At 55.1% G+C, this 25,005-nt stretch carries 28 protein-coding genes, 1 pseudogene and 1 other annotated feature; of the genes and pseudogenes, 9 read left to right on the top strand and 20 right to left on the bottom strand.

Annotation, left to right across the window (positions count from 1 at the left end; translation table 11 throughout):
* Window positions 1-3: 3 nt before the first annotated feature.
* The 3 genes from ACTQ3V_RS01690 to ACTQ3V_RS01700 all read right to left on the bottom strand — a co-directional run bounded on the left by ACTQ3V_RS01690 (window position 4) and on the right by ACTQ3V_RS01700 (window position 2,206).
* The gene (locus ACTQ3V_RS01690; RefSeq protein WP_441465993.1) at window positions 4-1,308 is read right to left on the bottom strand and encodes a DUF512 domain-containing protein; all 1,305 of its coding nucleotides are present in this window, start codon (window positions 1,306-1,308) and stop codon (window positions 4-6) included.
* Between the two features lie 148 nt (window positions 1,309-1,456).
* Window positions 1,457-1,642, bottom strand: a complete 186-nt coding sequence (gene rpmF, locus ACTQ3V_RS01695; protein ID WP_125114771.1) for a 50S ribosomal protein L32 — start codon at window positions 1,640-1,642, stop codon at window positions 1,457-1,459.
* Window positions 1,643-1,690: 48 nt separating this feature from the next.
* Window positions 1,691-2,206 carry a YceD family protein gene (locus ACTQ3V_RS01700; RefSeq protein ID WP_441465994.1) on the bottom strand — a complete coding sequence of 172 codons (516 nt, stop codon included), beginning with the start codon at window positions 2,204-2,206 and terminating at the stop codon, window positions 1,691-1,693.
* A 169-nt stretch (window positions 2,207-2,375) separates the two neighbouring features.
* Between ACTQ3V_RS01700 and ACTQ3V_RS01705 the strand changes: the two genes are divergently transcribed.
* Window positions 2,376-3,347: an RluA family pseudouridine synthase gene (locus tag ACTQ3V_RS01705; protein ID WP_441465995.1), complete on the top strand. Its 972-nt coding sequence runs from the start codon at window positions 2,376-2,378 to the stop codon at window positions 3,345-3,347.
* Between the two features lie 77 nt (window positions 3,348-3,424).
* Here ACTQ3V_RS01705 and ACTQ3V_RS01710 read toward each other — a convergent pair whose 3' ends face one another.
* On the bottom strand, window positions 3,425-4,555 hold the full coding sequence (locus ACTQ3V_RS01710; RefSeq protein ID WP_441465996.1) for an FtsW/RodA/SpoVE family cell cycle protein: 1,131 nt from the start codon (window positions 4,553-4,555) through the stop codon (window positions 3,425-3,427).
* A 164-nt stretch (window positions 4,556-4,719) separates the two neighbouring features.
* Between ACTQ3V_RS01710 and ACTQ3V_RS01715 the strand changes: the two genes are divergently transcribed.
* The 3 genes from ACTQ3V_RS01715 (at window position 4,720) to ACTQ3V_RS01725 (ending at window position 8,219) form a co-directional block, all read left to right on the top strand.
* On the top strand, window positions 4,720-6,390 hold the full coding sequence (locus tag ACTQ3V_RS01715) for a formate--tetrahydrofolate ligase (RefSeq protein WP_441465997.1): 1,671 nt from the start codon (window positions 4,720-4,722) through the stop codon (window positions 6,388-6,390).
* A gap of 171 nt (window positions 6,391-6,561) precedes the next feature.
* Window positions 6,562-7,053 carry an Lrp/AsnC family transcriptional regulator gene (locus tag ACTQ3V_RS01720; RefSeq protein ID WP_441465998.1) on the top strand — a complete coding sequence of 164 codons (492 nt, stop codon included), beginning with the start codon at window positions 6,562-6,564 and terminating at the stop codon, window positions 7,051-7,053.
* Window positions 7,047-8,219 carry a pyridoxal phosphate-dependent aminotransferase gene (locus tag ACTQ3V_RS01725; protein ID WP_441465999.1) on the top strand — a complete coding sequence of 391 codons (1,173 nt, stop codon included), beginning with the start codon at window positions 7,047-7,049 and terminating at the stop codon, window positions 8,217-8,219. Before ACTQ3V_RS01720 ends, ACTQ3V_RS01725 begins: the two co-directional genes overlap by 7 nt.
* Window positions 8,220-8,273: 54 nt before the next feature.
* Here the strand turns inward: ACTQ3V_RS01725 and pyrE are convergent, their stop codons facing one another.
* The 5 genes from pyrE to ilvB form a co-directional block, all read right to left on the bottom strand.
* A complete protein-coding gene (gene pyrE / locus ACTQ3V_RS01730) occupies window positions 8,274-8,936 on the bottom strand; it encodes an orotate phosphoribosyltransferase (protein WP_441466000.1) in 663 nt (220 codons plus the stop codon).
* 115 nt (window positions 8,937-9,051) lie between these two features.
* Window positions 9,052-10,716, bottom strand: coding sequence for a dihydroxy-acid dehydratase (ilvD, locus tag ACTQ3V_RS01735; RefSeq protein WP_441466001.1), 1,665 nt, complete (start codon window positions 10,714-10,716; stop codon window positions 9,052-9,054).
* Between the two features lie 178 nt (window positions 10,717-10,894).
* Entirely contained in the window at window positions 10,895-11,890 is a 996-nt protein-coding gene (ilvC, locus tag ACTQ3V_RS01740) for a ketol-acid reductoisomerase (protein ID WP_441466002.1), read from the bottom strand.
* 60 nt (window positions 11,891-11,950) lie between these two features.
* A complete protein-coding gene (gene ilvN / locus ACTQ3V_RS01745) occupies window positions 11,951-12,427 on the bottom strand; it encodes an acetolactate synthase small subunit (protein WP_441466003.1) in 477 nt (158 codons plus the stop codon).
* 16 nt (window positions 12,428-12,443) lie between these two features.
* Entirely contained in the window at window positions 12,444-14,108 is a 1,665-nt protein-coding gene (gene ilvB / locus ACTQ3V_RS01750; protein WP_441466004.1) for a biosynthetic-type acetolactate synthase large subunit, read from the bottom strand.
* A 54-nt stretch (window positions 14,109-14,162) separates the two neighbouring features.
* Window positions 14,163-14,411, bottom strand: a binding site (T-box leader).
* A gap of 151 nt (window positions 14,412-14,562) precedes the next feature.
* Between ilvB and ACTQ3V_RS01755 the strand changes: the two genes are divergently transcribed.
* The 5 genes from ACTQ3V_RS01755 to ACTQ3V_RS01775 all read left to right on the top strand — a co-directional run bounded on the left by ACTQ3V_RS01755 (window position 14,563) and on the right by ACTQ3V_RS01775 (window position 17,442).
* The gene (locus tag ACTQ3V_RS01755) at window positions 14,563-15,237 is read left to right on the top strand and encodes a DUF421 domain-containing protein (protein ID WP_441466005.1); all 675 of its coding nucleotides are present in this window, start codon (window positions 14,563-14,565) and stop codon (window positions 15,235-15,237) included.
* 1 nt (window position 15,238) lies between these two features.
* Window positions 15,239-15,577, top strand: a complete 339-nt coding sequence (locus ACTQ3V_RS01760) for a DUF4363 family protein (protein WP_441466006.1) — start codon at window positions 15,239-15,241, stop codon at window positions 15,575-15,577.
* Between the two features lie 117 nt (window positions 15,578-15,694).
* A complete protein-coding gene (locus ACTQ3V_RS01765) occupies window positions 15,695-16,327 on the top strand; it encodes a flavin reductase family protein (protein WP_441466007.1) in 633 nt (210 codons plus the stop codon).
* A 101-nt stretch (window positions 16,328-16,428) separates the two neighbouring features.
* A complete protein-coding gene (locus ACTQ3V_RS01770) occupies window positions 16,429-16,836 on the top strand; it encodes a DUF7577 domain-containing protein (protein WP_441466008.1) in 408 nt (135 codons plus the stop codon).
* 6 nt (window positions 16,837-16,842) lie between these two features.
* Window positions 16,843-17,442 carry an NAD(P)H-dependent oxidoreductase gene (locus tag ACTQ3V_RS01775; protein WP_441466009.1) on the top strand — a complete coding sequence of 200 codons (600 nt, stop codon included), beginning with the start codon at window positions 16,843-16,845 and terminating at the stop codon, window positions 17,440-17,442.
* A gap of 83 nt (window positions 17,443-17,525) precedes the next feature.
* On the opposite strand, the gene ACTQ3V_RS01780 is transcribed toward ACTQ3V_RS01775, so the two are convergent.
* The 11 genes and pseudogenes from ACTQ3V_RS01780 to hisZ form a co-directional block, all read right to left on the bottom strand.
* Window positions 17,526-18,005: a pyridoxamine 5'-phosphate oxidase family protein gene (locus tag ACTQ3V_RS01780; protein WP_441466010.1), complete on the bottom strand. Its 480-nt coding sequence runs from the start codon at window positions 18,003-18,005 to the stop codon at window positions 17,526-17,528.
* Between the two features lie 187 nt (window positions 18,006-18,192).
* Window positions 18,193-18,321 carry a hypothetical protein gene (locus ACTQ3V_RS01785; RefSeq protein WP_441466011.1) on the bottom strand — a complete coding sequence of 43 codons (129 nt, stop codon included), beginning with the start codon at window positions 18,319-18,321 and terminating at the stop codon, window positions 18,193-18,195.
* Between the two features lie 282 nt (window positions 18,322-18,603).
* Window positions 18,604-18,927, bottom strand: coding sequence for a phosphoribosyl-ATP diphosphatase (gene hisE / locus ACTQ3V_RS01790; RefSeq protein ID WP_441466012.1), 324 nt, complete (start codon window positions 18,925-18,927; stop codon window positions 18,604-18,606).
* 132 nt (window positions 18,928-19,059) lie between these two features.
* Complete coding sequence (gene hisI, locus ACTQ3V_RS01795) at window positions 19,060-19,392, bottom strand: phosphoribosyl-AMP cyclohydrolase (protein ID WP_441466013.1); 333 nt, start codon at window positions 19,390-19,392, stop codon at window positions 19,060-19,062.
* Window positions 19,393-19,395: 3 nt separating this feature from the next.
* Window positions 19,396-20,160 (bottom strand): imidazole glycerol phosphate synthase subunit HisF, encoded by a 765-nt coding sequence (gene hisF / locus ACTQ3V_RS01800; RefSeq protein WP_441466014.1) that lies wholly within the window; start codon window positions 20,158-20,160, stop codon window positions 19,396-19,398.
* A complete protein-coding gene (gene hisA / locus ACTQ3V_RS01805) occupies window positions 20,160-20,873 on the bottom strand; it encodes a 1-(5-phosphoribosyl)-5-[(5-phosphoribosylamino)methylideneamino]imidazole-4-carboxamide isomerase (protein ID WP_441466015.1) in 714 nt (237 codons plus the stop codon). Before hisA ends, hisF begins: the two co-directional genes overlap by 1 nt.
* Entirely contained in the window at window positions 20,870-21,487 is a 618-nt protein-coding gene (hisH, locus tag ACTQ3V_RS01810; RefSeq protein WP_441466016.1) for an imidazole glycerol phosphate synthase subunit HisH, read from the bottom strand. Before hisH ends, hisA begins: the two co-directional genes overlap by 4 nt.
* The gene (hisB, locus tag ACTQ3V_RS01815) at window positions 21,487-22,062 is read right to left on the bottom strand and encodes an imidazoleglycerol-phosphate dehydratase HisB (RefSeq protein ID WP_441466017.1); all 576 of its coding nucleotides are present in this window, start codon (window positions 22,060-22,062) and stop codon (window positions 21,487-21,489) included. Before hisB ends, hisH begins: the two co-directional genes overlap by 1 nt.
* A complete protein-coding gene (hisD, locus tag ACTQ3V_RS01820; protein WP_441466018.1) occupies window positions 22,049-23,350 on the bottom strand; it encodes a histidinol dehydrogenase in 1,302 nt (433 codons plus the stop codon). Before hisD ends, hisB begins: the two co-directional genes overlap by 14 nt.
* 1 nt (window position 23,351) lies before the next feature.
* The gene (gene hisG, locus ACTQ3V_RS01825; RefSeq protein WP_441466035.1) at window positions 23,352-24,020 is read right to left on the bottom strand and encodes an ATP phosphoribosyltransferase; all 669 of its coding nucleotides are present in this window, start codon (window positions 24,018-24,020) and stop codon (window positions 23,352-23,354) included.
* Window positions 24,021-24,029: 9 nt separating this feature from the next.
* A pseudogene (gene hisZ / locus ACTQ3V_RS01830) lies at window positions 24,030-24,986 on the bottom strand (ATP phosphoribosyltransferase regulatory subunit); the annotation flags it as partial.
* Window positions 24,987-25,005 lie beyond the last annotated feature (19 nt).

Consider the following 25,005-nt stretch of genomic DNA (forward strand, 5'->3'; position numbering starts at 1 on the left):
GTGTCAGTCTTCAAAAATTTTGGCGAGCAAATCCGCACCGTCGATTTCCACCGGCACAAGCGGCACGCCAATCGCATCCGCGACCTGCTGCGGGGTATAATCGTCCAGAAATACATCGCCGCCATCGCGCAGCATGTTGGCCGAGATCAGCACACGCTCACCCAAATCGCGGCCTGCCAGCTGTGCAATCAAATCCTGTCCGGTGATCAAACCCGCAACCGAAACGCGATGCCCGAAAAAGTCATTGCGAATTTGCACTACTTTTCCATTCAGATTATCGCATTTTGCGGCCGCTTCGTCAAGCAGAACCGCCATGGACGGCGCCGCCGCCGCACCGGTGGCAATGGTGAAAGGACGCGCCGTGCGGCCCGCGTAATCAGGCAGCGCCAAGCGGAATTCCTCCATAAACAGCGGCAGCATGCCGATGCCGTTTTCAAACTGGGTGAAATCCTCATAATACGCAGTATCCGGCAGCGGACGTTCGGCTTTGAGATACAGCTCATCTCCGCACCAGACCAGCCTTGTGCCTAAATCATCCAGGCACGCTTCCGCGAATGGCTCTACGATGTCCAGAATCGCCTCGGCCGCCGCCTTGTCGGCTGGCTCGAGCGGATACAACCCCTCGCGATGCCGCGTCATGCCGAACGGCACGACCGAAATCGTATTCACCGCAGGATACAACGCCTTGAGATCACGCAGCGAGCGCTTCAATTCCTCGCCGTCGTTTAAGCCCTTGCACACCACAAGCTGACAATTCATCTGGATGCCGCCCTCGGCAAAGCGATTCATAATTTTCAGCGCTTCACCCGCGCGCGGGTTGTGCAGCATTTTAACGCGCAGCTCCGGATTGGTTGTCTGCACCGAAATATTGACCGGCGAAATGTGCATGCGCAGAATACGGTCGACATCCGCTTCAGACAGGTTGGTCATTGAGATATAATTGCCCATCAGAAAGGACATACGCGCGTCATCGTCCTTGACATAAAGCGTTTTGCGCATACCGCGCGGCAGCTGATCAATGAAGCAGAACACACACTTATTCGAGCACTGCTTCATGCCGTCCATCAGATAATGCTCAAAGTTCAACCCAAGCGGTTCGCCCTCGCGCTTGCGCACGCGTACCTCGCGCAGCGTTTTCCCATCCGCTTCCAGCACCTGTAAAGTAAGCGAAGCGTCATAACTGTAAAATTTATAATCGAGCACATCTCGAATGGCGGTGTTATCAATTTGCAGCAGGGTTTCCCCTGCTTGCAGTCCTGCGCGCTCCGCCGGACTGCCCGCGTCCACGCTGACAATTTTTGACGCCATACAGCGCCCTCCTTTCGGCAATTTTCCTTTTCCTTGCGATGCCCGGCACATCTTTTTCGTTGGGGCCGCCAGCGATCCAAATCAGACGAAACCATAAAAAAATGGAGAAGTCGTTGCCGCCTTCTCCATCTCCTGTTCTGTTTTCGCCTTACGCTTCCTTAACGGCGACAACCTCACGGCCGTTATAATAACCGCAAGCCTTGCACATTCTGTGAGCCAGCTTCATCTCGCCGCAGTGCGGGCACTTGGTCATGCCGGGCAGAGAGAGCTTCCAATGAGAGTTACGACGCTTGTCACGGCGGGCTTTCGATACCTTTCTCTTCGGTACTGCCATGGTGGATACACCTCCTACTCTATCTTCTATATTTTTTATTAACGAACTTCAGTTGCGCTCGTCCTCACCGGAATCGAGCAGAGCGTGCAGCGCGGCAAAACGCGGATCGATTTGTTTGCTTTCGCAATCACAATCGACCTCGTTGCGGTCAGCGCCGCAGTGCGGACACAATCCCCTGCAATCCTCCCGACACAGATACGTCATCTGCACCTGAAGAATCAATGCGGGCACCATCACATCCGCCGGGTCCACGCTGTCACCGGTCAGCACGAAAAGATCATCCTCTTCTTCCGCATCCGGGTCGTCCGATAATACCGTATCGACCTCGGCTGTCAGCAAAATCTGAAGAGGCTTGAGGCAGCGCGCACAGGCAGTGGAGTAAATCGTTTTGATTGTTCCCGTCAGCCGCAATATGCCGCTTTCACCGGAAACCTCGCCGCTCATCTGAACCGGGCTTTGAAACGGCTTGGCACCGTACAAAGTCTCTTCCCGCAGGTCAATCGTTTCAGAAAACGGAATTGACGCATGCTGGGACGCGGTCAGTTTTCTTAAATCAATCTTCATGTCAACCTCACATGGTACTAAGATAGTATACTACACCCAATCCCGCTTTGTCAACCAAAAAATGCGGCAAAAAACGCATTTCTCTATCCGGCGGGAGCACTTCCCTTTTCTTCCGAAATGCGGTATACTGAATGCGTTCCATTATTTTTACAGAAAAGGATACCGCATCTTGAGAGAATATTATATCACAAAAAACGACAGCGGGCAACGGCTGAACAAATTTCTTGAAAAAGCAGTACCTCTGCTGTCCGGCGGCATGATGCACAAATCTCTGCGCCTCAAGCGCATCAAGGTCAACGGCAAACGCACAGAAGCCGCCTACCGTCTTTGCGAAGGCGACACGGTGCAGCTCTACCTCAATGACAGCTACTTTGAAGCGCCGTGTGAAGAGCAAGCCTTCCGCCGCATCACGCAGCCGCATGTCCGTATCGTCTATGAGGATGAGAACATCCTTCTGGCCGACAAAGCGCCCGGTATGGTCGTCCATGCCGACGAACATGGCGACACCAATACGCTGATTGCGCACATTCAGGCATATCTGTTCCGGTCCGGCGCATGGAACCCTGATGACGCGGCCTCCTTTGCGCCCGCGCTGTGTAACCGCATTGACCGCAACACCGGCGGTATTGTCATCTGCGCGAAAACCGCCGAAGCGCTGCGCATCCTCAATGAACGCATCAAGGAGCGCGAACTGGAAAAGCGCTATCTGTGCGTGGTGCACGGCAGACCTGTACCGCCCGAAGGACACATTGAAAACTATCTGCGGCGGGATGAAAAGCGCAAGCAGGTCACACTGCACAAAACACGCGTTCCCGGCGCGAAAACCGCCAAAACGCGCTATCGCACGCTTGCCAGCAGCGGCAAGCTGTCTCTGGTCGAGTGTGAATTGCTCACCGGACGTACCCATCAGATTCGTGCGCACATGGCATCCATCGGCTGCCCGCTGCTCGGGGACGGCAAATATGGCACCAATGAGTTAAACCGTCCCTACCGCGAAAACGGCCAATTGCTGTATGCGTATTCACTAACGTTTTGCTTTGAAGCGGATGCCGGCGTGCTTTCTTATTTAAACGGCCGCACATTCCGCGTAAAGCATATCCCCTTTGTCGAGCAGTATTTCCCATCCTATCACATTCCGTAAGCGCAGGAGCAACCTATCCGGCTTTCGCATGGAAAAGCGACAGGCACAAATGTGCCTGCCGCTTTGTTTTATCATTATCATTGCAGCCAAGATGGTTTTTCGCGCATTCGCACACCCGCTGCGATACCGAGCGCGGCATACATGGTCACCACCGAAGTGCCACCGTAGGAGAAGAACGGCAGCGTCAGACCCATAACAGGCAGCAAACCGACATTCATAAAGATATTCATGAAGGTCTGGAATAGGAACATGCCGCCCACACCCACTGCCAACAGCGCGGAAAACATAGTAGAAGCGCGGTAAGAGACGTAGAACAAGCGCAGAATGAGCAGGCCCAGCAGGCAAATAATCAGCATACAGCCGATAAAGCCAAGTTCCTCACCTGCGACCGAAAAGATATAGTCGGTCTGATTTTCCGATACTAACTGCATTTGCGTCATCGTACCGTGTGTCAATCCCTGTCCGGAAATCTGTCCGGAGCCGATGGCGATTTTACCGTAGGTCGCCTGCATAGAAGCATTGGGATCAATGGACGGGTCGAACAACACCAGAATACGGGTTTTCTGATAATCCTTCAAGATAAAGTTCCAGATAATCGGGATGCTGACGATACCAAGACCTAAGCCCGCGCCCAACCATTTCAGCGAAAGCCCCGCAGCAAACAGCATAATGAGCGCAATCATAAAGTACTGGATCGCCATGCCGGTATCACCCGAAGCGATGACAACCGCACCCATCATAATCAGCGTGTGCAGACCGATGACGAACAGCCCGCGCCACTCGCTGATATGGTCCTTGATTTCCGAAATATGCGCGGCAAGCGTGAAAATGAATATCAGCTTGCCCAGCTCACCCGGCTGCAGGCTGGTGAGACCCAGATCCAGCCATGCGCGCTGACCGTTGACCGACATACCCAGAGGTGTAAAGAGCAAAAATTGCAGACCAATGTTTATCAGTACGAAAATCTTCCACCAGCCGCTCATACCCTCCAAATCAATCAGGCTCATCACCACAAAAGCACATAAGCCCATGATAATTGCCGCCCCTTGAATGATCAGATTCCGTGTACTGCCGTCAAACACGGTTACCGGGTTGAGCGTCGCCGAGTAGATCATGACCATGCCGTACCCCGAACAAACCAGAGCCAATATCACCAGATACAGGTCGGTATTTTTGATGTAATGCGTGACCGTTTTGAAAACGTCCATGCCGACCCTCCTTTTGCCGAAATTATATACGCTTTATATCATACCACAACGCAGCCGCTTTTTCGAGTCACAAATTCGGCAAATTTTTCACGCTGTCCGCTGGAAAACTGTGCAGAACATTGTTATAATAATGTCACTGTGTAAAATTTACAGGAGGAACTGCTATGCTATCCGATATTGAAATCGCACAGGGCTGCCAGATGCGCCCGATCACCGAAGTCGCCGCATCCGCCGGTCTGGATGTGGAGGATCTGGAATTATACGGAAAATACAAGGCCAAGCTGTCTGCCGATGTCTGGAAAAAGACAGCCGGTCAGCCGGACGGCAAGCTGGTGCTGGTCACCGCCATCAACCCCACTCCGGCCGGCGAGGGCAAGACCACCACAACCGTCGGCCTTGGTCAGGCAATGGCAAAGCTCGGCAAAAAAGCTATGATTGCCCTGCGCGAGCCGTCCCTCGGCCCGGTATTCGGCATCAAGGGCGGCGCTGCCGGCGGCGGCTATGCACAGGTTGTACCGATGGAGGACATCAACCTGCACTTTACGGGTGATATGCACGCCATCACGGCCGCTAACAACCTACTGTGCGCTATGCTGGATAACCACCTGCAGCAAGGCAACGCGCTGGGCATCGATCCGCGTCGCATTATCTTTACCCGCGTCATGGACATGAACGACCGCGCTCTGCGCAACATCACCATCGGCCTTGGCGGCAAAGTCAACGGCGTGCCGCGCGAGGACCACTTCATGATTACCGTTGCCTCCGAGGTCATGGCAATCCTGTGCCTTGCCTCTGATTTAGAGGACCTCAAAAAGCGCTTCGGCGATATTCTGGTGGCATATACTTACGAAGGCAAGCCGGTTTACGCGCGCGACCTCAAGGCGGAAGGCGCGATGACCGCGCTGATGAAGGATGCTATCAAGCCCAATCTGGTACAGACGCTGGAGGGCACGCCCGCGCTGATGCACGGCGGTCCGTTCGCCAACATCGCGCACGGCTGCAACAGCGTGCAGGCCACCAAGCTCGCGCTTCGGCTGGCGGACATTGCCATCACTGAAGCCGGCTTCGGCGCGGACCTCGGTGCGGAAAAGTTTATGGACATCAAGTGCCGCAAGGCTGGCCTGTCACCCAACTGCATCGTTATCGTTGCGACCGTGCGCGCTCTGAAATATAACGGCGGCATACCCAAGGCCGAGCTGAACCAGCCCAATCTGGCCGCGCTGGAGCACGGCATCTGCAATCTGGATGCCCATTTGGACAACATGAAAAAGTTTGGCGTGCCAACGGTCGTGGCCATCAACGCTTTCCCGACCGACACCGAAGAGGAAGTCGAATTCATCCGTCAGCACTGCGCCGCACGCGGTGTTCGGGTCGCTTTATCCGAGGTATTCGCCAAGGGCGGCGAAGGCGGTACGGCACTGGCAGAAGAGGTTCTTGCCGTACTGGACGAGGGCAAAGCAGACTTCCATATGCTGTACGAGGATTCACTTCCGCTTGAGGACAAGATCCGGAAGATCGCCAAGGAAATTTACGGTGCGCTGGGCGTGACCATTGCCCCGGCAGCACATAAGGAGCTGACGAACATCACCGAAATGGGCTACGGAAACCTGCCCGTTTGCGTTGCCAAGACCCAGTATTCTCTGTCCGATGATCCGGCGCTGCTCGGCCGACCGACCGAATTTGTCGTCAATGTCCGCTCCGCGCGTCTGGCCGCGGGCGCAGGCTTTGTTGTGGTCGAGACCGGTGCGATTATGACCATGCCGGGCCTGCCCAAGGTTCCGGCCGCGGAAAAAATTGACGTGGATGCTGACGGCAAAATCACTGGTCTGTTCTAAATTCCAATTGCAAATCCATCGACAGAAGCCGCCGATAGGCGGCTTCTGCATTACACCGGAAAAACAGGCCGCACAGTGGACAAATTCATTTACTCTGGTGTATAATAGCCATACGACAATAAGTCGCACTGTCCCTTGACCGCAAACTGACTCAAACAGGAGGTTATTATCATGGAAAATCCTGAAAAGCTGCTGGATTTACTCAGTCAGGACGCTCGTCTGACTCCCGCTCAGCTTGCTGCCATGACCGGTGCAAGCGAAGAAGAGGTCACCGATGCAATCCGGACTTTTGAAAAGAATTCTACCATTTTGGGCTATAAGACCGTTATTGATTGGGACAAAACCGCAAAAGAAAGTGTAACTGCGCTCATCGAGGTCAAAATCACCCCTCAGAAGGGTATGGGCTTTGACGAAATCGCGCGTCAAATCTACTCCCATCATCAAGTGGAAAGCGTTTATCTGATGAGCGGCGGCTTTGATCTGACGGTCATCATCAAGGACCGTTCCATGCGTGAGGTTGCGCGCTTTGTCTCCGAGCAGCTCGCGCCGATGGAAAACGTTCTTTCGACCGGCACACACTTCATTTTGAAGAAATATAAGGATTACGGCGTGGAATTCGACCCCTCAGATAACGATAAGAGAGAGGTCATGATGGCATGGTAGATTACGAACAACTTCTCTCCGACCGGGTCAAGGAGGTCAAGCCCTCCGGTATCCGTAAATTTTTTGATGTGGTTGCGACCATGCCCGAGGCAATTTCGCTCGGCGTGGGCGAACCGGATTTTGAAACCCCGTGGCAAATCCGCCGCGCGGGTATTCAGTCTTTGGAAAAAGGCCAGACTTTCTACACTTCAAACTGGGGTCTTGCCGAGCTGCGCCGTCAGATAGCCGCGTTGACTCGACGCAAATATCAGCTCTGCTATGATGCTGATAAGGAAATTCTGGTCACAGTCGGCGGCTCCGAAGCAATCGACAATGCCATCCGCGCGCTGGTCAATCCCGGCGAAGAAGTGCTCATTCCCGAGCCGAGCTTTGTCTGCTATACGCCATTGACCCAGATGGCAGGCGGCGTACCCATCCCGCTGCCGACGCGCGTGGAGGATCAGTTCAAGCTGACTGCGGACGCGCTGCGCGCAGCCATCACCCCGCGCACCAAGCTGCTGATCCTGCCCTATCCCAATAACCCGACCGGCGCGATCATGACAAGAGACGAGTTGGAAGCCATCGCAGCTGCCCTGCGCGACACCAATATCGTCGTACTGTCAGACGAAATCTATTGCAGCCTGACCTACGGCAAGGAACCCCATGTCTGCTTTGCCGAACTGCCGGGCATGCAGGAGCGTACCATTGTCGTAGATGGTTTCTCCAAGTCCTATGCGATGACCGGCTGGCGCCTCGGCTGGGCGATGGGACCGAAAGAGCTCATGCGCCACATCTGCAAAGTACACCAGTTCGGCATCATGTCCGCGCCGACCACCGCACAGTTTGCAGGCATTGAGGCCATCCGCTCGGGCGAGGATGACATCGAACGGATGCGCACACAGTATGACATTCGCCGCCGCTTTCTGCTCGGTGAGCTGCGCTCGATGGGACTGGAATGTTTTGAGCCGCAGGGCGCGTTCTATATGTTCCCATCCATCACTTCGACCGGACTGTCGTGCGAAGAATTCTGCGAGCGGTTGCTCAAAGAACAAAAGGTTGCCGTCGTACCGGGTAGTGCTTTTGGCGCAAGCGGCAAGGGACATGTGCGTATTTCTTATTCCTACTCAATGAATCATCTGCGTGAAGCCTGCTTCCGCATGCGCAAATTCCTGCAATCCCTATCCTAAAACAAAACGACCTGTTTCCTTGGAAACAGGTCGCTTTTCTATGCAAACTTTGTCTTAGAATATGCAGTACTGCGCCATATACGCATCCATCAGCGGCAGCAGGTCGGCATATTCTGCCTTATCCGCCAGATACTCGCGGATATCCTGCACGGTGACAAGCGCATGCACCTTGATGCCGAACTCCTCGCCGACCTCCATGACTGCCGTCTTGCCCGGCGTGGTTCCAACCTCGCAGCGGTTAACGGAAATAAACATATCGGTCACTTCGACGTTCGCACAGCCCTTGAGCACCGGCATCGTCTCGCGAATCGCAGTGCCTGCCGTGATTACGTCCTCAATGATGATGACACGGTCACCATCTTTAGGCTTGTAGCCAACGATGCTGCCGCCCTCTCCGTGGTCTTTAACCTCCTTGCGGTTGAAGAAAAACGGCTTGTCGATGCCATAATTGCGCGCAAGGGCACCGGACACAGAAGTTGCCAGCGGAATACCCTTATACGCCGGGCCGAACATCGCGTCAAAATTGTCGCCAATGGTCTCCTTGACGAGCGCTGCATAGAACTCACCCAGACGGGAGTTCTGCAAACCGGTCTTATAATTGCCGGTGTTGACAAAATACGGAGTCTTGCGGCCGGACTTGGTTGTAAAGTCACCGAAACGCAGCACGTCCGCACTCATCATAAACTCGATAAATTCCTTTTTCGCTGCTGTCAGCATAACTCGTTCCACCTTTATTCTCATTTATCATCAGTATACCAGATTTAACCGACAGAAACAAGCCGTCTGTAATATAGAAAAAGCCTGAAGCGGACGCTTCAGGCTCTTCCTATATTTATCGCAATACCGCGCCTTGGTCGGCCGAGGTGACCAGTCGAGAATAGCGGTACAGCCAACCCGACTTGATATTCGGCTCACGCGGCACAAACGTTGCGCGGCGCGCCTCCATCTCCTCGTCGGAAATCTTGACATTGACCTTGCTATTCGGGATATCGATAGCAATGATATCCCCCTCTTTGATCAGCGCAATCTCGCCGCCCGCAGCAGCTTCGGGCGAAACGTGGCCGATGGATGCGCCGCGGGATGCACCGGAGAAACGTCCGTCTGTAATCAGCGCGCAGTCCTTATCAAGCTGCATACCGGCCAGTGCAGAGGTTGGATTGAGCATCTCACGCATGCCGGGTCCGCCCTTCGGGCCTTCATAGCGAATGACCACAACATCGCCCTTGTGAATCTCACCGGCATAGATGGCCTTGATTGCGTCGTCCTCGGAATCGAACACCCGTGCCGGGCCTTCATGCACCATCATTTCCGGTGCGACAGCCGAGCGCTTGACGACACAGCCGTTCTTGGCAATGTTGCCCCACAGCACCGCAATACCGCCCGTCTCAGAATACGGATTCTCCAGCGGACGCACGACCTCGGGATTCTTGTTCACGATGCCCTCAAGGTTCTCGCCCACCGTCTTGCCAGTCGCAGTAATCAGCGACAGATCAAGCAAGTCACGCTTGGTAAGCTCCTTCATGATGGCCGGTACACCGCCCGCCATGTACAGTTCTTCGATATGATATGGACCAGCAGGAGCAAGATGACAGATGTTCGGCACCTTGGCAGACAACTCATTAAGCACATGCAAATCAAGCGGTACGCCTGCCTCGTTGGCCAGCGCCAGCAAATGCAGCACCGAGTTGGTCGAGCAGCCAATGGCCATCTCACAGGTCAACGCATTTCGGAAGGCCGCAGGCGTCAGAATGTCACGCGGCTTGATATCGCGGCGCAGTAATTCCATAATCTGCATGCCTGCATGCTTGGCCAGATGGATGCGCGCAGCATGCACAGCCGGAATTGTACCGTTGCCGGGCAGCGCCATGCCGATTGCTTCAGACAGGCAGTTCATCGAGTTTGCCGTGTACATACCCGAGCACGAGCCGCAGCCCGGGCACGAGCCGCACTCACATTCCTCAAGCTTGGCGTCATCAATCAGGCCAGCCTTATACGCACCAACCGTCTCAAACGTCTTGGACAGCGAGATTTCCTGTCCGTCATAACGACCGGCCAGCATCGGACCGCCGGAAATGATGATGGACGGAATATTGAGGCGCGCTGCGGCCATCAGCATGCCGGGTACAATCTTATCGCAGTTCGGGATGAGTACCAGCGCATCAAACTGATGTGCCTGCGCGAGCGTCTCAACGCTGTCTGCGATCAGTTCGCGGCTGGGCAGCGAGTACTTCATGCCGATATGGCCCATGGCAATGCCGTCACACACGCCGATAGCCGGAACCAGCACCGGTGTACCGCCTGCGACGCGAACGCCTGCCTTAGCGGCGTCCGCAATTTTATCCAGATTGATGTGACCGGGGATAATCTCGCTGAATGCGGAAACCACGCCGATAATCGGCTTTTTCATCTCTTCTTCGGTCAAACCGCAGGCACGCAGCAGCGAACGATTGGGCATACGCTCTGCGCCCGCAGTGATGTTATCACTTCTCTTGGACATGGGGATTCCCTCCTCTTTTGCAAACAGGCGGACGGAAACCCGCCCGCCTGTGCGCATTTTTCTTTTCGCGCCCATAGGAGCGCAATTCAATAGAAAAGTTCGGTATTTCGAATTTTTATATAGGGGCTGTGCATCGCGCAGCGCGTCCTATCGTTTGAAACGATGTGTTTCAAACAAATTATTTCTTCAGCCAGCTCATCATGCCGCGCAGCTTCTTGCCGACTTCCTCCAGCTCAGTGTCAGCCTCAAGCGCACGGGTCGCCAGGAAGCGCGCACGGCCGCCCGCACGGTTCTCCTGAATCCATTCGGAAGCAAAGGTGCCGTCCTGAATTTCGCGCAGGATCTTCTTCATCTCCTTGCGAGTCTCTTCGGTGATGATGCGCTTGCCAGTGCGGTAATCGCCGTACTCCGCAGTGTCGGAGATGGAGTAACGCATCTTAGCAAAACCACCCTCGTTAATCAGGTCAACGATCAGCTTCATCTCATGCACACACTCAAAGTAAGCGTTCTCCGGCGCATAACCCGCCTCAACCAGCGTCTCAAAGCCTGCCTTCATCAGCTCGCAAACGCCGCCGCACAGAACAGCCTGCTCACCAAACAGGTCGGTCTCGGTCTCGGTCTTGAAGGTAGACTCGAGGATGCCCGCGCGGCCGCCGCCGATGCCGCTTGCGTATGCCAATGCAATGTCCATTGCCTTGCCGGAAGCATCCTGATGGACGCAAACCAGATCCGGCACACCTGCGCCTGCCAGATACTGAGAACGAACGGTGTGGCCCGGGCCCTTCGGCGCGATCATGATAACGTCGACATCTGCCGGCGGAACAATCTGCTTGAAGTGAATGTTGAAGCCATGTGCAAAAGCAAGCACATTGCCCGGCTTGAGGTTAGGCTCAACAACATCCTTATAGATATCTGCCTGCTTTTCGTCCGGTACCAGCATCATAATGATATCGCCCGCAGCTGCCGCCTCTGCCATCGGCAAAACAGTCAGGCCGTAATCGGACGCCTTCTTCTCATGCTTGGAACCGGGACGCAGGCCGACAACAACATTAACGCCCGAATCCTTCAGATTCATCGCATGTGCGTGACCCTGCGAACCAAAGCCCAGAATGGCTACGGTCTTGCCGTCCAGCAGGGACAGATTGCAGTCCGAATCGTAGAACATCTTTACCATTTTTAACTCCTCCTAAATATGTATAAATGAGATTAGGAAAACAAATTAAATATACCGCCGTTATTTTTCAATCGCGGTAACGCCCGAACGGCTCATCTCCACTATCTCAAAGTTGGAGATGACATTCAAAAACGCATCAATACGGCTGGGCACCTCCGCCAGCTCGACAATCATCGACTGTTCGGTGGACTCGACAATATGTGCAGCGTACAGATCGCACAGCTGCCGGATGGAATCGCGCTCATTGCCGTTTTCCGCGCGGAGCTTGACAAATACCAGTTCGCTGCAGCAGGAGGCATCCTCCTGCAAATGGTCGACGCGCTGCACCTCTTCCAGCTTGAGCAGCTGCTTGATGATCTGCTCGAGGATGGGTTCGTCGCCCTGCACGATAATGGACATACGGGAAATCTTCGGGTCGGTTGTCGCCGACACGGTCAGCGAGTCAATGTTATAGCCGCGGCGACCGAACAGGCTGGATACGCGCGCCAGTACGCCCGCGTTATTCTGCACGGTCACAGAAAGGATATATTTTTCCATGATAGTTTCTCCTTTCTCAGTCCGCCACGATATCGTCCACCGTGCCGCCCGCGGGAATCATAGGCAGTACGCGCTCATCCTTGTCGATGCGGCAATCGATCAGCACCGGACCGGTGCGCGCAAGCGCATCTGCCAGCGCCGCACGAAGCTCCGCAATGTTGGTCACGCGGAAGCCACGGCCGCCGAACGCTTCGGCGAGCTTGATATAATCGGTCTTGCGATACAGATTGGTCTGGGAATAGCGCTTTTCGTAGAACATGGTCTGCCACTGACGCACATTGCCCAGCACGTTGTTGTTCATAATAATCGTGATAATCGGCAGGTTATAGGTGACCGACGTGCACAATTCGTTCAAATTCATATGGAACGAACCGTCGCCCGTGATATGAACCACCGTCTTTTCCGGGAACGCAACCTGCGCGCCCATCGCCGCGCCGTAACCAAATCCCATCGTGCCCAAGCCGCCCGAGGTCAGGAAATGACGCACCTTGCGGCAGCGGTTATACTGCGCCGCCCACAGCTGATGCTGGCCGACATCGGTTGCAACGATGGCATCGTCCCCAATCATGTCGTACAGCGTGCGCATCAGCTGGTGCGGATGGATGACGCTATCGTCATCCTTGGGTACATAGTCGAGCGCTTTGTGCCACTCGGCAATCTGTGCGCGCCAAGCATCGTGCTTTGCTTCTTTTACATACGGCAACAGCGCCCTGAGGAAATTCTCTGCATCGCTGACCACCGAATAATCCACGCCGATATTTTTGTTTATCTCGGCTGCGTCAATATCAATATGTATAATTTTTGACTTGGGAGCAAAGCGCCGCGGGTTGGTTGCCACGCGGTCGGAGAAACGCGCACCGATGCAGATCAGCAGGTCGCTCCGTTCCACCGCCCAAGCTGCCGAAACCGTGCCGTGCATACCGACCAGACCCAGACTCAGCGGCTCAGTGTCCGGAATACAGCCAATCGCCATCATAGTATGCGCGGAAGGAATATCCGCCCGACGCATCAAATCGAGCAACGCCATGCCGGCGTTTGCCGTCTCTACGCCGCCGCCATAATAGATGATTGGACGCTCCGCTTGCGCAATCATACCGGCAACCGTTTCCAGCTGCTCCGTCGTTACGTTATATGCCTCATGCACCTCTACCTTGTCCGCCGGAGTATATTCGCACTCCGCGCTTGTGACATCCTTCGGAATATCAATTAACACCGGGCCGGGACGGCCGGACGCCGCGATGCGGAACGCGCTGCGGATGGTATCGGCCAGCTCCTCCACATGGCGAACGACGAAGTTATGCTTGGTAATCGGCATGGTGATACCGGCAATGTAAACCTCCTGAAAGGAATCGCGTCCAATCAGGCTGGTACCAACGTTGCCGGTGATGGCAACCATGGGAATGGAATCCATGTAAGCCGTTGCAATGCCCGTAACCAGATTGGTTGCGCCCGGTCCGCTCGTTGCCAGACACACGCCAACCTTACCGGTTGCGCGCGCATAGCCGTCGGCTGCGTGGGCTGCGCCCTGCTCATGGGCGGTTAAAATATGTCGAATGCGGTCGCTATTCTTGTAAAGCGCATCATAGATATTGAGGACCGCGCCGCCCGGATAGCCGAAAATCGTATCGACCCCCTGCTCCACCAGCGCTTCCACCAAAATCTCAGAACCATTCTTTACCATGCGGATCCGCCTCCTTTCTTAAAATCATAAAATTAAAAAAAGCCTCTGTCTCTACAAAGAGACAAAGACTATTCCTCTGCGGTACCACTCTTCTTGCCGCAGATCATAATATTGCATACTGCGGCCACTCACCTGATCCTTTAACGCAGATCGCGCGGAACGCCTTACACAGGGCCTTATCTCATCCCATTTCAGACGCTCGGCTCACGGAGGACTTTCGCACTTTCCTTCCTCCACCGCCTTGCACCACCCGGCGGCTCTCTTTTGGATTCCAGACGCTACTTTTCCGGTCATCGCCAACTTGCGTTGTTCAAAATGTAATTCATATTATAAATCCGCTTACATCGATTGTCAACAGCTTTTTCGTATTTTACTCTGTTAAATTCCTGTCGGGTATATTCTTCCGCTTTTGTGCTATACTACCGATAAATCCTGATAGAAAAGAGGCCGAAACATGGCTGTCCCCCTGCTTCGCACGCTGATTCTATACTTTGCGGTCATCGCCGCGGTACGTCTGATGGGCAAACGGCAGATCGGCGAGCTGGATCCATCCGAGCTGGTCATCACCATTTTGGTTTCCGATCTGGCGGCGGTTCCCATGCAGGATCTGGGCATCCCGATGTTCGCGGGACTGGTCCCCATCGCCACGCTCATCGTGCTCGAAATCCTGCTCAGCTGGATCGCGCTGAAAAGCCGCACATTCCGGCGGCTGCTTAACGGTCAGCCTGCCATTATTATCCGCGGCGGGCAGCTGGACATTCCCAAGCTGCGTGAAATGCGCCTGACAACCGATGAAATCATTGAAACTCTGCGCAAGCAAAATGTCTCCTCTGTGTCCGATGTCAAATATGGCGTTATCGAACCGGACGGCACTTTATCCGTCATCCTCAAGCAGCCGCAGCAGCCGGTCACGGCAGAAATGCTGGGCATCACGCCAAAAGACACCGGCCTGCCGCTGGTGGTGGTGTCCGACGGCAAGCTGGTGCGCCGATCGCTGCGTCTGTTGCAGCTTGACCCCAAAGACATCGAAAACCGCCTGCGGAACCAAAGTCTTGCCGTATCCGACGTATTTCTGATGACGCTGGATGACTGCGGCAACAGCTTCATCCAAAGAAAGGAGAAACGCTGATATGCGGCGTCTTTGCATTGCCTTGCTGCTTCTGGCGCTGCTCATCTGGGGCAGCTGGTGGAGTCTGCACACGATAGAGCGGGTTACCGGAAGCATCGTGCGCGAAATACAGGCCGGCGAACTGGATAAAGCGCACCAGCGCTGGGACAGTGCACAGGTGCTACTTGGCTCTTTGCTGCTGCACGACGAGATTGATCAGGCCGACCGTCTGTTCGACCGCGTGCTTGCCGCGCATGCGTCCGGCAGTGCGGAAGATTTCCTGCTCGACTGCACAGAACTGGTTGCGCAATTAAACCATTTACCCGAGCTGGAGCGTCCAAGCCTTATTAACCTGTTGTGATTCTCCAAACTCTTCCCTGAAATTTTGTAGATTTTGATATAGCATTTCTCTTTCATATATGTTAATATTTATTTGCAAATAATAATTATTTTCAATAAGAGGAAAGGGATATGCTCTATGAACAATGCTGCCTATAAAAAACTCGATTACAGTCTCTCACTGATCTCCACTGCGGCCGACGGCAAAAACTTCGGCTGCATCATCAATTCCCTGCATCAGGTAACCTCTTCCCGCCCGCCGAAATTTACCCTGTCCCTCAATAACGACTCCGCTACAAGCGCCGCGCTCAAAAAATCCGGCGTTGCTGCCGTCACTCTGCTTGCACAGGATGCGGACGAAAAAATCGTCAACGAGTTCGGCTACAAATCCGGCCGCGCGATTGATAAATTTGCCGCTTTCCCGTTTGAGAAGGACGAAAATGGCTGCCCGTGGCTGCGCGAAGGCATGGTGTCCCGTCTGAGCCTGCGCGTAACCGAAACGGTGGCCATCGGTTCCTATACGTTGTTTATCTGCGAACTGGCCAACGCTGAGGTACTTGCTGACGGCGACTGCCTAACTGTAAAGGCGCTCGAAAGCCGTGGAAAAGATGCGCCGCCCACCGCGCCGGTCTATCATGAAGTTGGTCCGGATGCCGGCTGGAAATGCACGGTCTGCGGCTATGTGCGATTGGATGAAACCATCCCGGATGACTATGTCTGCCCAATCTGCCGCGCTCCACGCAGCAAATTTGTCAAGCGCAGCGAATCCTGATACTTCCAACCACCCTTTTTCCGCTCCTTTCAAAGAAGGAGCGGTTTTCTTGTCTTTCTCCCCTTCCTATGCTATGATGAAACAAAGGCAGGTGGATATATATGAAAAGCATCAAACCCGGCCGCGGCCCCTCAATGATGGGCGGCTTGGGCTCTGTATTCGGCATCATTTTCGGTATCTTTTGGACGGTGCTTGCCGCATCTATGACACAAGGATTTGGCCTGGTCGGCATCATCTTCCCATTGTTCGGTGTCTTATTTGTCATCATCGGCATATGCAACGCCGTTTACAACTTTAAGAACGCAACGGGTAAAAACCGCTATTCCGAATTCGACATAACGGATGATACCGAGGAACCCGACCCGCTCAATCGATATTTTGGCGACAAACCAGAAAGCACCCCCGATACCCATTCATCTGGCAGCGGCTTCTGCCCCTACTGTGGCGCGCCGGTACAAAGCGATTTTGCCTTTTGCCGCAAATGCGGAAAGGCTTTGCCAAAGGAGTGATCTGTCATGAAAAAAGTTCTGTTTGTCAACGGCTGCATCCGCGGAAACGCATCGCGCTCCCTTCGGCTGGCTCGGCGGCTGGTCAGCCGCATCCCGGATGCGGAAATTGAGGTACTGCAACTCCCCGCACTTCATCTGATGCCTTACGGCGCCAAAGAGATTGCCGAGCGCGATACGCTATCCGCTGCCGGCGCATTCAACACGCCGTTCTTCGCACTGGCCAACCAGTTCAAAGCGGCGGATGCCGTTGTGCTGGCCTGCCCGTTCTGGGACATGGGTGTGCCGTCCATGGTACGGACCTATCTGGAGCATTTGTGCGTGACCGGTCTGACCTTCCACTATGGCAAAGACAATTACCCTGTAGGCGACTGTCGCCTACAGCGTTTTGTTTACGTCACCACACGCGGCGGCATGGTAGATAACCGTGACCCGGTGCTCACCGACCACGCTTCCGCCTACCTGCTGTCCATCTGCAAACTGCTGAGCCAAGGACGCTTTGACACACTGGCCGCCGAGGGACTGGACATCGTCGGCAACGATGCAGAAGCACTGCTTTGTGCAGCCGAAGCGCAAGCAGATGACATCGCGCAACACTTTTGGGAATGACAACTCCCTCAGAAGCACAAAACCGCCGGAGGCCGCTTTGACCTCCGGCGGTTTTACATGTACGCCATTTGCACAACATTATATTATTTGGGCAGCTTTTGCGAGCCCTCAAACGAATCCGCACGCACCCAGAACACCTCTGCCACAGACAGCGCGGCATCAGTGTAGCTCCAGCCATCACGACCGGTTTGGTGCCGCATAATGGCATCGAAGCCGCGCCGCTTCTCCTCGTTATTCTGCGCGAAGTGCACACTGCCATAGCCCACAACCGAGGAAAACGCATAGCTGTACCGACAGGCCAAATCGCCTTCACCGGTCACGCCCATTTCGGTGTCCATCTCAAAGCACACGCGCGGGTCTGCCCGCAGCGCGTCGATTTTCTTTCCCTTGATGCCGCTGTGAAAATAGATAGTCAGTCCGCTTTCATCCCATGTATAGCCAAAATTGAGCGGAATCACATATGGTGCGCCATCCGCAATCATTGCCAAGCGGCAGGTTCTACACGACCGTATAATCGGCTCAATATTCTCGCGTCCTGTGATTTCTCTGTCTTTTCTGCGCATGATCCTTTCACCTCTGCATCAGCATATCATGTTTGGAAGCAACAGGCAAGACAAAGAGGCGCATTTACAACCTCTTTTTCATGATATACGAGAACAAGCCCATGGTGCAGCCAACTGTCCGGATAAGTAGTTGTAGGGCCAAGCTTTTTCACTGCGTTTGATACTGTTTGGGGCACGCACCCGATACTTACCGTCCTCTTTTCACATCCATACCTTGCATCTGCCAACGCTGCGCAGCCAATCCGGCTATCTCGACACGCGGCGCAATACGTTTCGCAGCGCCTTCCATTCGTACCATAGCATAACGGATTATCATAATCCTTTTCCCCTTCCCTCCTTTCTATGGGATCGCCTGCGTCTGATGCGTTTAGCATAACCGAGTGTTCCTACGATTTCCGGATTCTTTACGGGCCAGCAAAGCATCCTCACACATAAAGAAATAAAAAACCCCCGAACCGTTGCAGTAAATCTGCAACGGTCGGGAGAAATGGTTCTCTTCCTGCTTATCATACGTTTGTCCGCTCGACTTTCTGATAGCGTCCGCACGCATTTCTGAAACAACACACGATGCAGGAATGGGGTTTGTTCGGTTGTAAGTTCAGGTATTATGATCGGACACGTGGAACTGCTTGAGATTACCGATCTTCTGTGCGCGTACATCCATTTCCGCGCACACATCCGCAAGCGTCACCCCGCACTCGTTCATCATCACCATCATATGGTAGAACACGTCGTTGATCTCGCCGACCAATTCCTCTTTGTCACCGTTTTTCGCGGCGACAATGGTTTCGGCGCACTCCTCGCCCACCTTTTTGAGAATTTTATCCAATCCTTTTTCAAACAGGTAGCAAGTATAGGATTTCTCCTGCGGCTCTGCGCGGCGCTGCGCAATAACCGCCTCCATCTGTTCAAACGAATTCACGTTATTCGTCCTCCTTATCGTTTCTCTCTGCTCACTGCCGCCGGGTGACCATCAGCACGAGTACCGCAATCAGCGCAATCACCACAACTGCGCCGACTACAAAGCCCGCCACCGTCACCAAAGGGAACGCCATCATGCTTGCGTCCCTCTCTCCCACAGGGTGGTGTAGAAGCAGGTGCGGTTGCCTGTGTGGCAGACCGGCCCCTTGGGCGTGCCAACATAAATCAGCGTATCATCATCACAGTCGGACAGGATCCTGCTGACAAAAATGAAGTTGCCTGAAGTCTCGCCCTTGTTCCATAGCTTCTGTCGTGAGCGCGAGAAAAACCACGCTGTACCGGTATCCATGGTCAACTGAAGCGCTTCTTCATTGGCATAGCCCAGCATAAGTACCTCGCCGTTTCGCTCATCCTGACAGATGACCGGAATCAGCGGCGCTTTCACAAAAAACTTGCTCAAATCCATCTCTTACAACCTCACCGGAATGTTTTTCTCATGCAGATGGGCTTTCACCTCACCCACGGTCAACTCACGATAGTGAAACAGGCTAGCGGCCAGCGCAGCATCGCAGCCTGTTTGCTCAAACACCTCGGAAAAGTGGTCGAGCGCACCGCAGCCGCCCGACGCAATCACCGGAATCCCGACCGCGTCCACAACCGCGCGCGTCAGTTCAAGATCAAAGCCGCTTTTCGTTCCATCCTTGTCCATCGAGGTCAGCAAAATCTCACCCGCGCCGCGCTCATACACTTCACGCGCCCACGCGACCGCATCTATACCGGTCGGCGTGCGGCCACCCGCAACATACACCTCAAAGCCCGACGGCGTTTTCCCCGTTCGGCGGCCGTCGATGGCGACAACCACGCACTGGCTGCCATATTTATCCGCTGCGGCGTCCACTAAGCCGGGATTTTTAACCGCTGCGGAATTAACCGAAATCTTGTCCGCGCCCGCGCGCAGGATGTCACGGAAATCGTCCACCGTACGGATGCCGCCGCCCACGGTGACCGGGACAAACACCTCACGGCAGGTGCGGCGCACCACGTCCGCAATCGTGTCACGGCCGTCGCTCGTCGCCGTAATATCGAGGAATACGATTTCGTCCGCACCCTCTGCCGAGTAGAATTTGGCTAACTCCACCGGGTCGCCCGCGTCGCGCAGGCCGACAAAATTGACGCCCTTGACCACCCGTCCATCCTTGACGTCCAGACAGGGAATAATGCGTTTGGCCAGCATTATTCGGCCTCCTTAATCGCCGCCGACAAATTCAGTTTTCCCGTATAAACCGCCTTGCCTGCAACGGCTGCATCAATACCCAGCCGCTTGAGCTGACGAATATCCTCCAGCGTGGACACACCGCCCGACGCTGCGATGCGGCAGGATACGGTCGCACGCAGCGCGGCCAGCTGGTCAAAGTTCGGGCCCGACTGCATACCATCCTTGTCGATATCGGTAAAAATAATGGTCTTGACACCGTAGGATTCCATACGCTCGGCAAACGAAATGTAATTCTCACCACTGTCACCCAGCCAGCCGTCGGTACGCACGGTCTCGGATTTTGCATCAATGCTGACCGCAATCTTATCTCCATATTTTTTGACGGCTTCGGCCACAAACTGCGGGTTGCGTACCGCCGCTGAGCCAATGATGACGCGCTTGACGCCCAACGCAAGCACCGCCTCCACATCCTGCATAGAACGAACGCCGCCGCCCAGCTCAACGGTCGCGCCAGTCTCACGGATGACGCGCTCGACTACGCCGTAATTAGCGTGAGATCCGTCTTTTGCCGCGTCCAAATCAACCATGTGGATCATGGTCGCGCCCGCCGCGATAAACTTGCGCGCCGTCTCGACCGCGTCCTCCGCCACCTTGTGTACGGTATCATAATCGCCCTTTTTCAGACGCACACACTGTCCGTCCTTTAAATCAATTGCCGGGATAAACTTCATTTCCCCACCTCCGTCAGTTTTGCAAAGTTTTGAAGCATCAACAGTCCCACTTTTCCGCTTTTTTCCGGGTGAAACTGGCATCCAAATAGATTTCCGCGCGCCACCATTGCGGGTACCCGCGCGCCATAGTCAGTCACAGCGGCCAAATCACGTTCCTCTGTCGGACACGCCATAAAGCTATGCACGAAATACACATAGTCCCCGCTTGCAACGCCCTCGGTCATTGCGTTGGGGCGCAGCACCTCCAGCGCATTCCAGCCAATCTGCGGCAGCTTGAGTTCGGTCCGGATACGCTCGATGCGACCGGGCAGCAGCCCAAGGCCTTTACAGGGACGCACCTCATCCGACTCGTCAAACAGCATCTGCATGCCAAGACAGATACCCAGAAATGGCTTTTCTTCCGCCGCACGCAGCACCGCATCGGTCAGCCCCGAAGCGTGCAGGGCGTCCATCGCGTCCGGAAATGCACCAACGCCCGGTAATATCACGCCGGAAGCCTGCTCAATCACCGCAGGCGTGTCCGCGACTTTGTTCTCATAACCCAGAAAATCCAGCGTGTTGTGCACACTCATCAGATTGCCCGCGCCGTAATCCACAATTGCGATATAGCCCATCACAGCACTCCTTTTGCACTCAGCACGCCGCCGCCTGTCACCGTCACCGCCTGTTTGAGCGCGCGCGCAAGCGCCTTGTACAACGCTTCGGTAATATGATGCGCATTATCGCCGTATTCGGCCTTGAGGTGAAGCGTCAATCCCGCGTTCACCGCAAGTGCGCGCATAAATTCCACCGTCAGGCAGGTGTCGTATGTCCCACACATGGGCTGCGGCATGGGCGCGGCAAACACCAGATACGGACGGCCGGAAATGTCCAGCGCACAGAAGCCGAGCGCCTCATCCATCGGCACAAACGCCTGTCCGAAGCGCGCGATACCCGCCTTGTCTCCCAAGCACTGCGCGAGCGCCTGCCCGAGCACAATACCGCAGTCCTCCACCGTGTGGTGACCGTCGACCTCAAGGTCGCCCTTGCAACCAAGCGTCAGGCCAAAGCCGCCGTGCACGGCAAAGCTGTTCAGCATATGGTCAAAAAAGCCGATGCCGGTGTCAATCTTGCGCTCTCCACCCTCCAGTTCAAGCGAAAGCGTGATGTCGGTTTCTTTGGTTTTGCGCGTGATTTCAGCCTTTCTCATTCTCGTCCTCCTCCGTAAAACGCACCGCAATGGAATTTGCATGCGCGTCCAGATGTTCGCTCTGCGCCAGCGCGATGATATCCTGTGCATAGCCCGCAAGTGCGTCGCGCGTATACTCAATCACGCTGGTTTTCTTGAGAAACGTATCGGTCGAGAGCGGCGAGAAAAACCGCGCCGTGCCCGAGGTCGGTAGCACATGGCAAGGGCCTGCCATATAGTCGCCAAGCGGCTCAGGCGCATACTGCCCAAGGAAAATCGCGCCTGCATTGTGCAGATATGGCAACCATTCACGCGGATTTGCCGTCACAACCTCCAAGTGCTCGGGTGCGACGACGTCCGCCATTTTGCAGGCATCCTTCAAATCATCAAACACGATCGCACAGCCGTAATTTTGCACGCTTTCCTTAGTGATGTCATAACGCGGCAGCAGCTTCGCCTGTCGCTCCATCTCACAGGAAATGGCCTGCGCTTGTGCCATCGAATCGGTCAGGAGCACGGCAGAGGCAAGCTTATCGTGCTCAGCCTGACTCAAAAGATCGGCCGCGACCCAAGTGGGATTGGCCGTGTGGTCGGCAATCACCAGCACCTCACTCGGTCCGGCTATCATATCAATATCCACCGTGCCGAAGGCCAACTTTTTCGCCGCCGCGACAAAGGCATTGCCCGGACCGACAATCTTATCCACCTGCGGGATAAAGCCCGCGCCGTAGGTCAGCGCAGCAATTGCCTGTACACCGCCAATCGCGATGACGGTATCCACACCCGCGATTTTCGCCGCTGCCAACACTTCAATTGAGAGGTTTTCCGTCGGCGGGGTCACCATAATCAACTCACCCACGCCCGCGACCTTAGCAGGCACCGCGTTCATCAGCACGCTCGACGGATAGGCAGCCGTACCGCCCGGCACATACAGGCCGACGCGCGCAAGGCCTCGCACCGTCTGGCCGAGGATTTCTCCCTCGCTGCGCTTCCATTCCCACGACTTGGCAAGCATCTGCTCATGATAATCGCGGATATTGGCCGCCGCCTTCTCAAGCGCGGTAATCAGCGCGGGCGAACAGGCGGCATAAGCTGCATCGAGCTGCTCAGGCGCGATGATATACGGCTCGCGTTTGTCAAATTTCTCCGCGTATTCACAAACCGCGTCCCAACCGCGCGCCTGCACATCCTCCATAATGGTACGGACAGTCTGCTCGATATCTCCGCGCGCGCCTGCCGCGCGCGCTTCCATCTCGCGGATGACGGTCTGTTCGGCCCGGCCGTCCGCAAGCACGGTTTTCAAAAACATATTATCCCTCCAAACCGCTTTCCAGATCGGAAATCACCTGCTGGATGGCAGCTTTTTTCATCTTTGCACTCGCCAGATTGACGATGACGCGCGCTGAGATGGGCGCGACATCCTCGATTACCTCAAGACCGTTCTCCTTGAGCGTCGTGCCGGTCTCAACAATATCAACAATTGCATCCGCCAACTCCAACAGCGGTGCAAGCTCCACCGAGCCTTCGATTTTAATGGTTTCCACGTCCATATTCTTCTTGTTGAAGAAAGCCTTGGTCACCGCCGGGTACTTAGTCGCAATGACCGGGGTTTTGTAGCCGCCGTACACGTCCTTGCCCTTTTTAGTCGCCAGCGCAAAACGGCACTTCCCAAAGCCGAGATCGACCATTTCATAAAAACTGCCGCCCTTTTCCATGATGGTATCCTTGCCGACCACGCCCATGTCGCACACACCGTGCTCCACATAGGTGATAACGTCTGCTGCCTTGGCCAGCACAATCTCCACCCCCGTGTCCGGTAAGGCGAAAATCAGCTTGCGCGAGCCGGCTTCCAACTCGGAGATATCATAGCCCGCCGCTTTGAGCAGCGAGAGCGTTTTCTTTTCCAGCCGTCCCTTGGTCAGTGCGATGCGTACCGTATCGCGGCGGGTCGCTGCCTCCGGATGCGCCGCTCCCTGCAAGCTCTCCGCGACGCTCTCCACATCGATACCAAAGCCGCCTGCGGGCAGATCCTTGCCGAATTTCGCGCACAACGCATTGTATCGTCCGCCCGACAGAATCGCCGCGCCCGCGCCGCCGATATAACCGCGGAACATCACGCCGGTGTAATAATCCATCTCATGCACCAGACCAAGGTCTATCATGATGCGGCTGCCATAGCCTGCCGCGTCCAGCGCCTTGTACAGCCGACGCAGATAGGACACCGCGCCGAGCACACGCACATTACCGGTCAGGGCCTCAACCTGGTCAAGCACCTCTATGCCGCCGAACAGCTGCGGCATTGCGCCCAGCGCTTTGGCTGCGGGCCGCTCGCCGTAAGGCGCAAGCGCGTCGCCCAGCGCTGCAAAGGACTTATTTTCAATCAACCGGCGAATGCTCTCCGCCGTCTGCGCATCCACGCCCAACTCTTCAATCAGCGCTTTATAGATCTCCGCGTGGCCCAACTCAATGCGAAAACTATCCACACCCGTACCGGTAAGCGCACCGAACGCCGCCGACAGAATATCCTTGTCGGCTTCCAGACCATCCGCACCGATAAGTTCCGCGCCGACCTGCAGAAACTCCCCCTTGTGCCCATGCCCGCCTACGACCGAGCGAAACACTTTCTGGCTGTAATACAGCCGAACGGGCAGCGCCGCCTCATCCAGCCGAGTCGCTGCAATGCGGGCAATCGGCGTGGTGTTGTCCGGCCGCGCCACGCAAATACGCCCCGATCGGTCGATAATCTTGAGCATATTCTCCTGATCCAGTTCCGGGTTTGCCTGTGCGAACACATCGAAATACTCTACCGCAGGCGTAATCACTTCACTGTATCCACAGCCCTCCAACGCGGTACGAATTGCGTACTCGGTCTGCCGCAGTGCACGGCAGGAAGCAAACAGCAAATCGCGTGTCCCTTCGGGAGTGGAAATACGAAAACGGTTCATAACCGCAAAACCCCTTTAT

This window comes from Candidatus Agathobaculum pullicola, assembly GCF_052117205.1.
GTDB lineage: Bacteria > Bacillota > Clostridia > Oscillospirales > Butyricicoccaceae > Agathobaculum > Agathobaculum pullicola.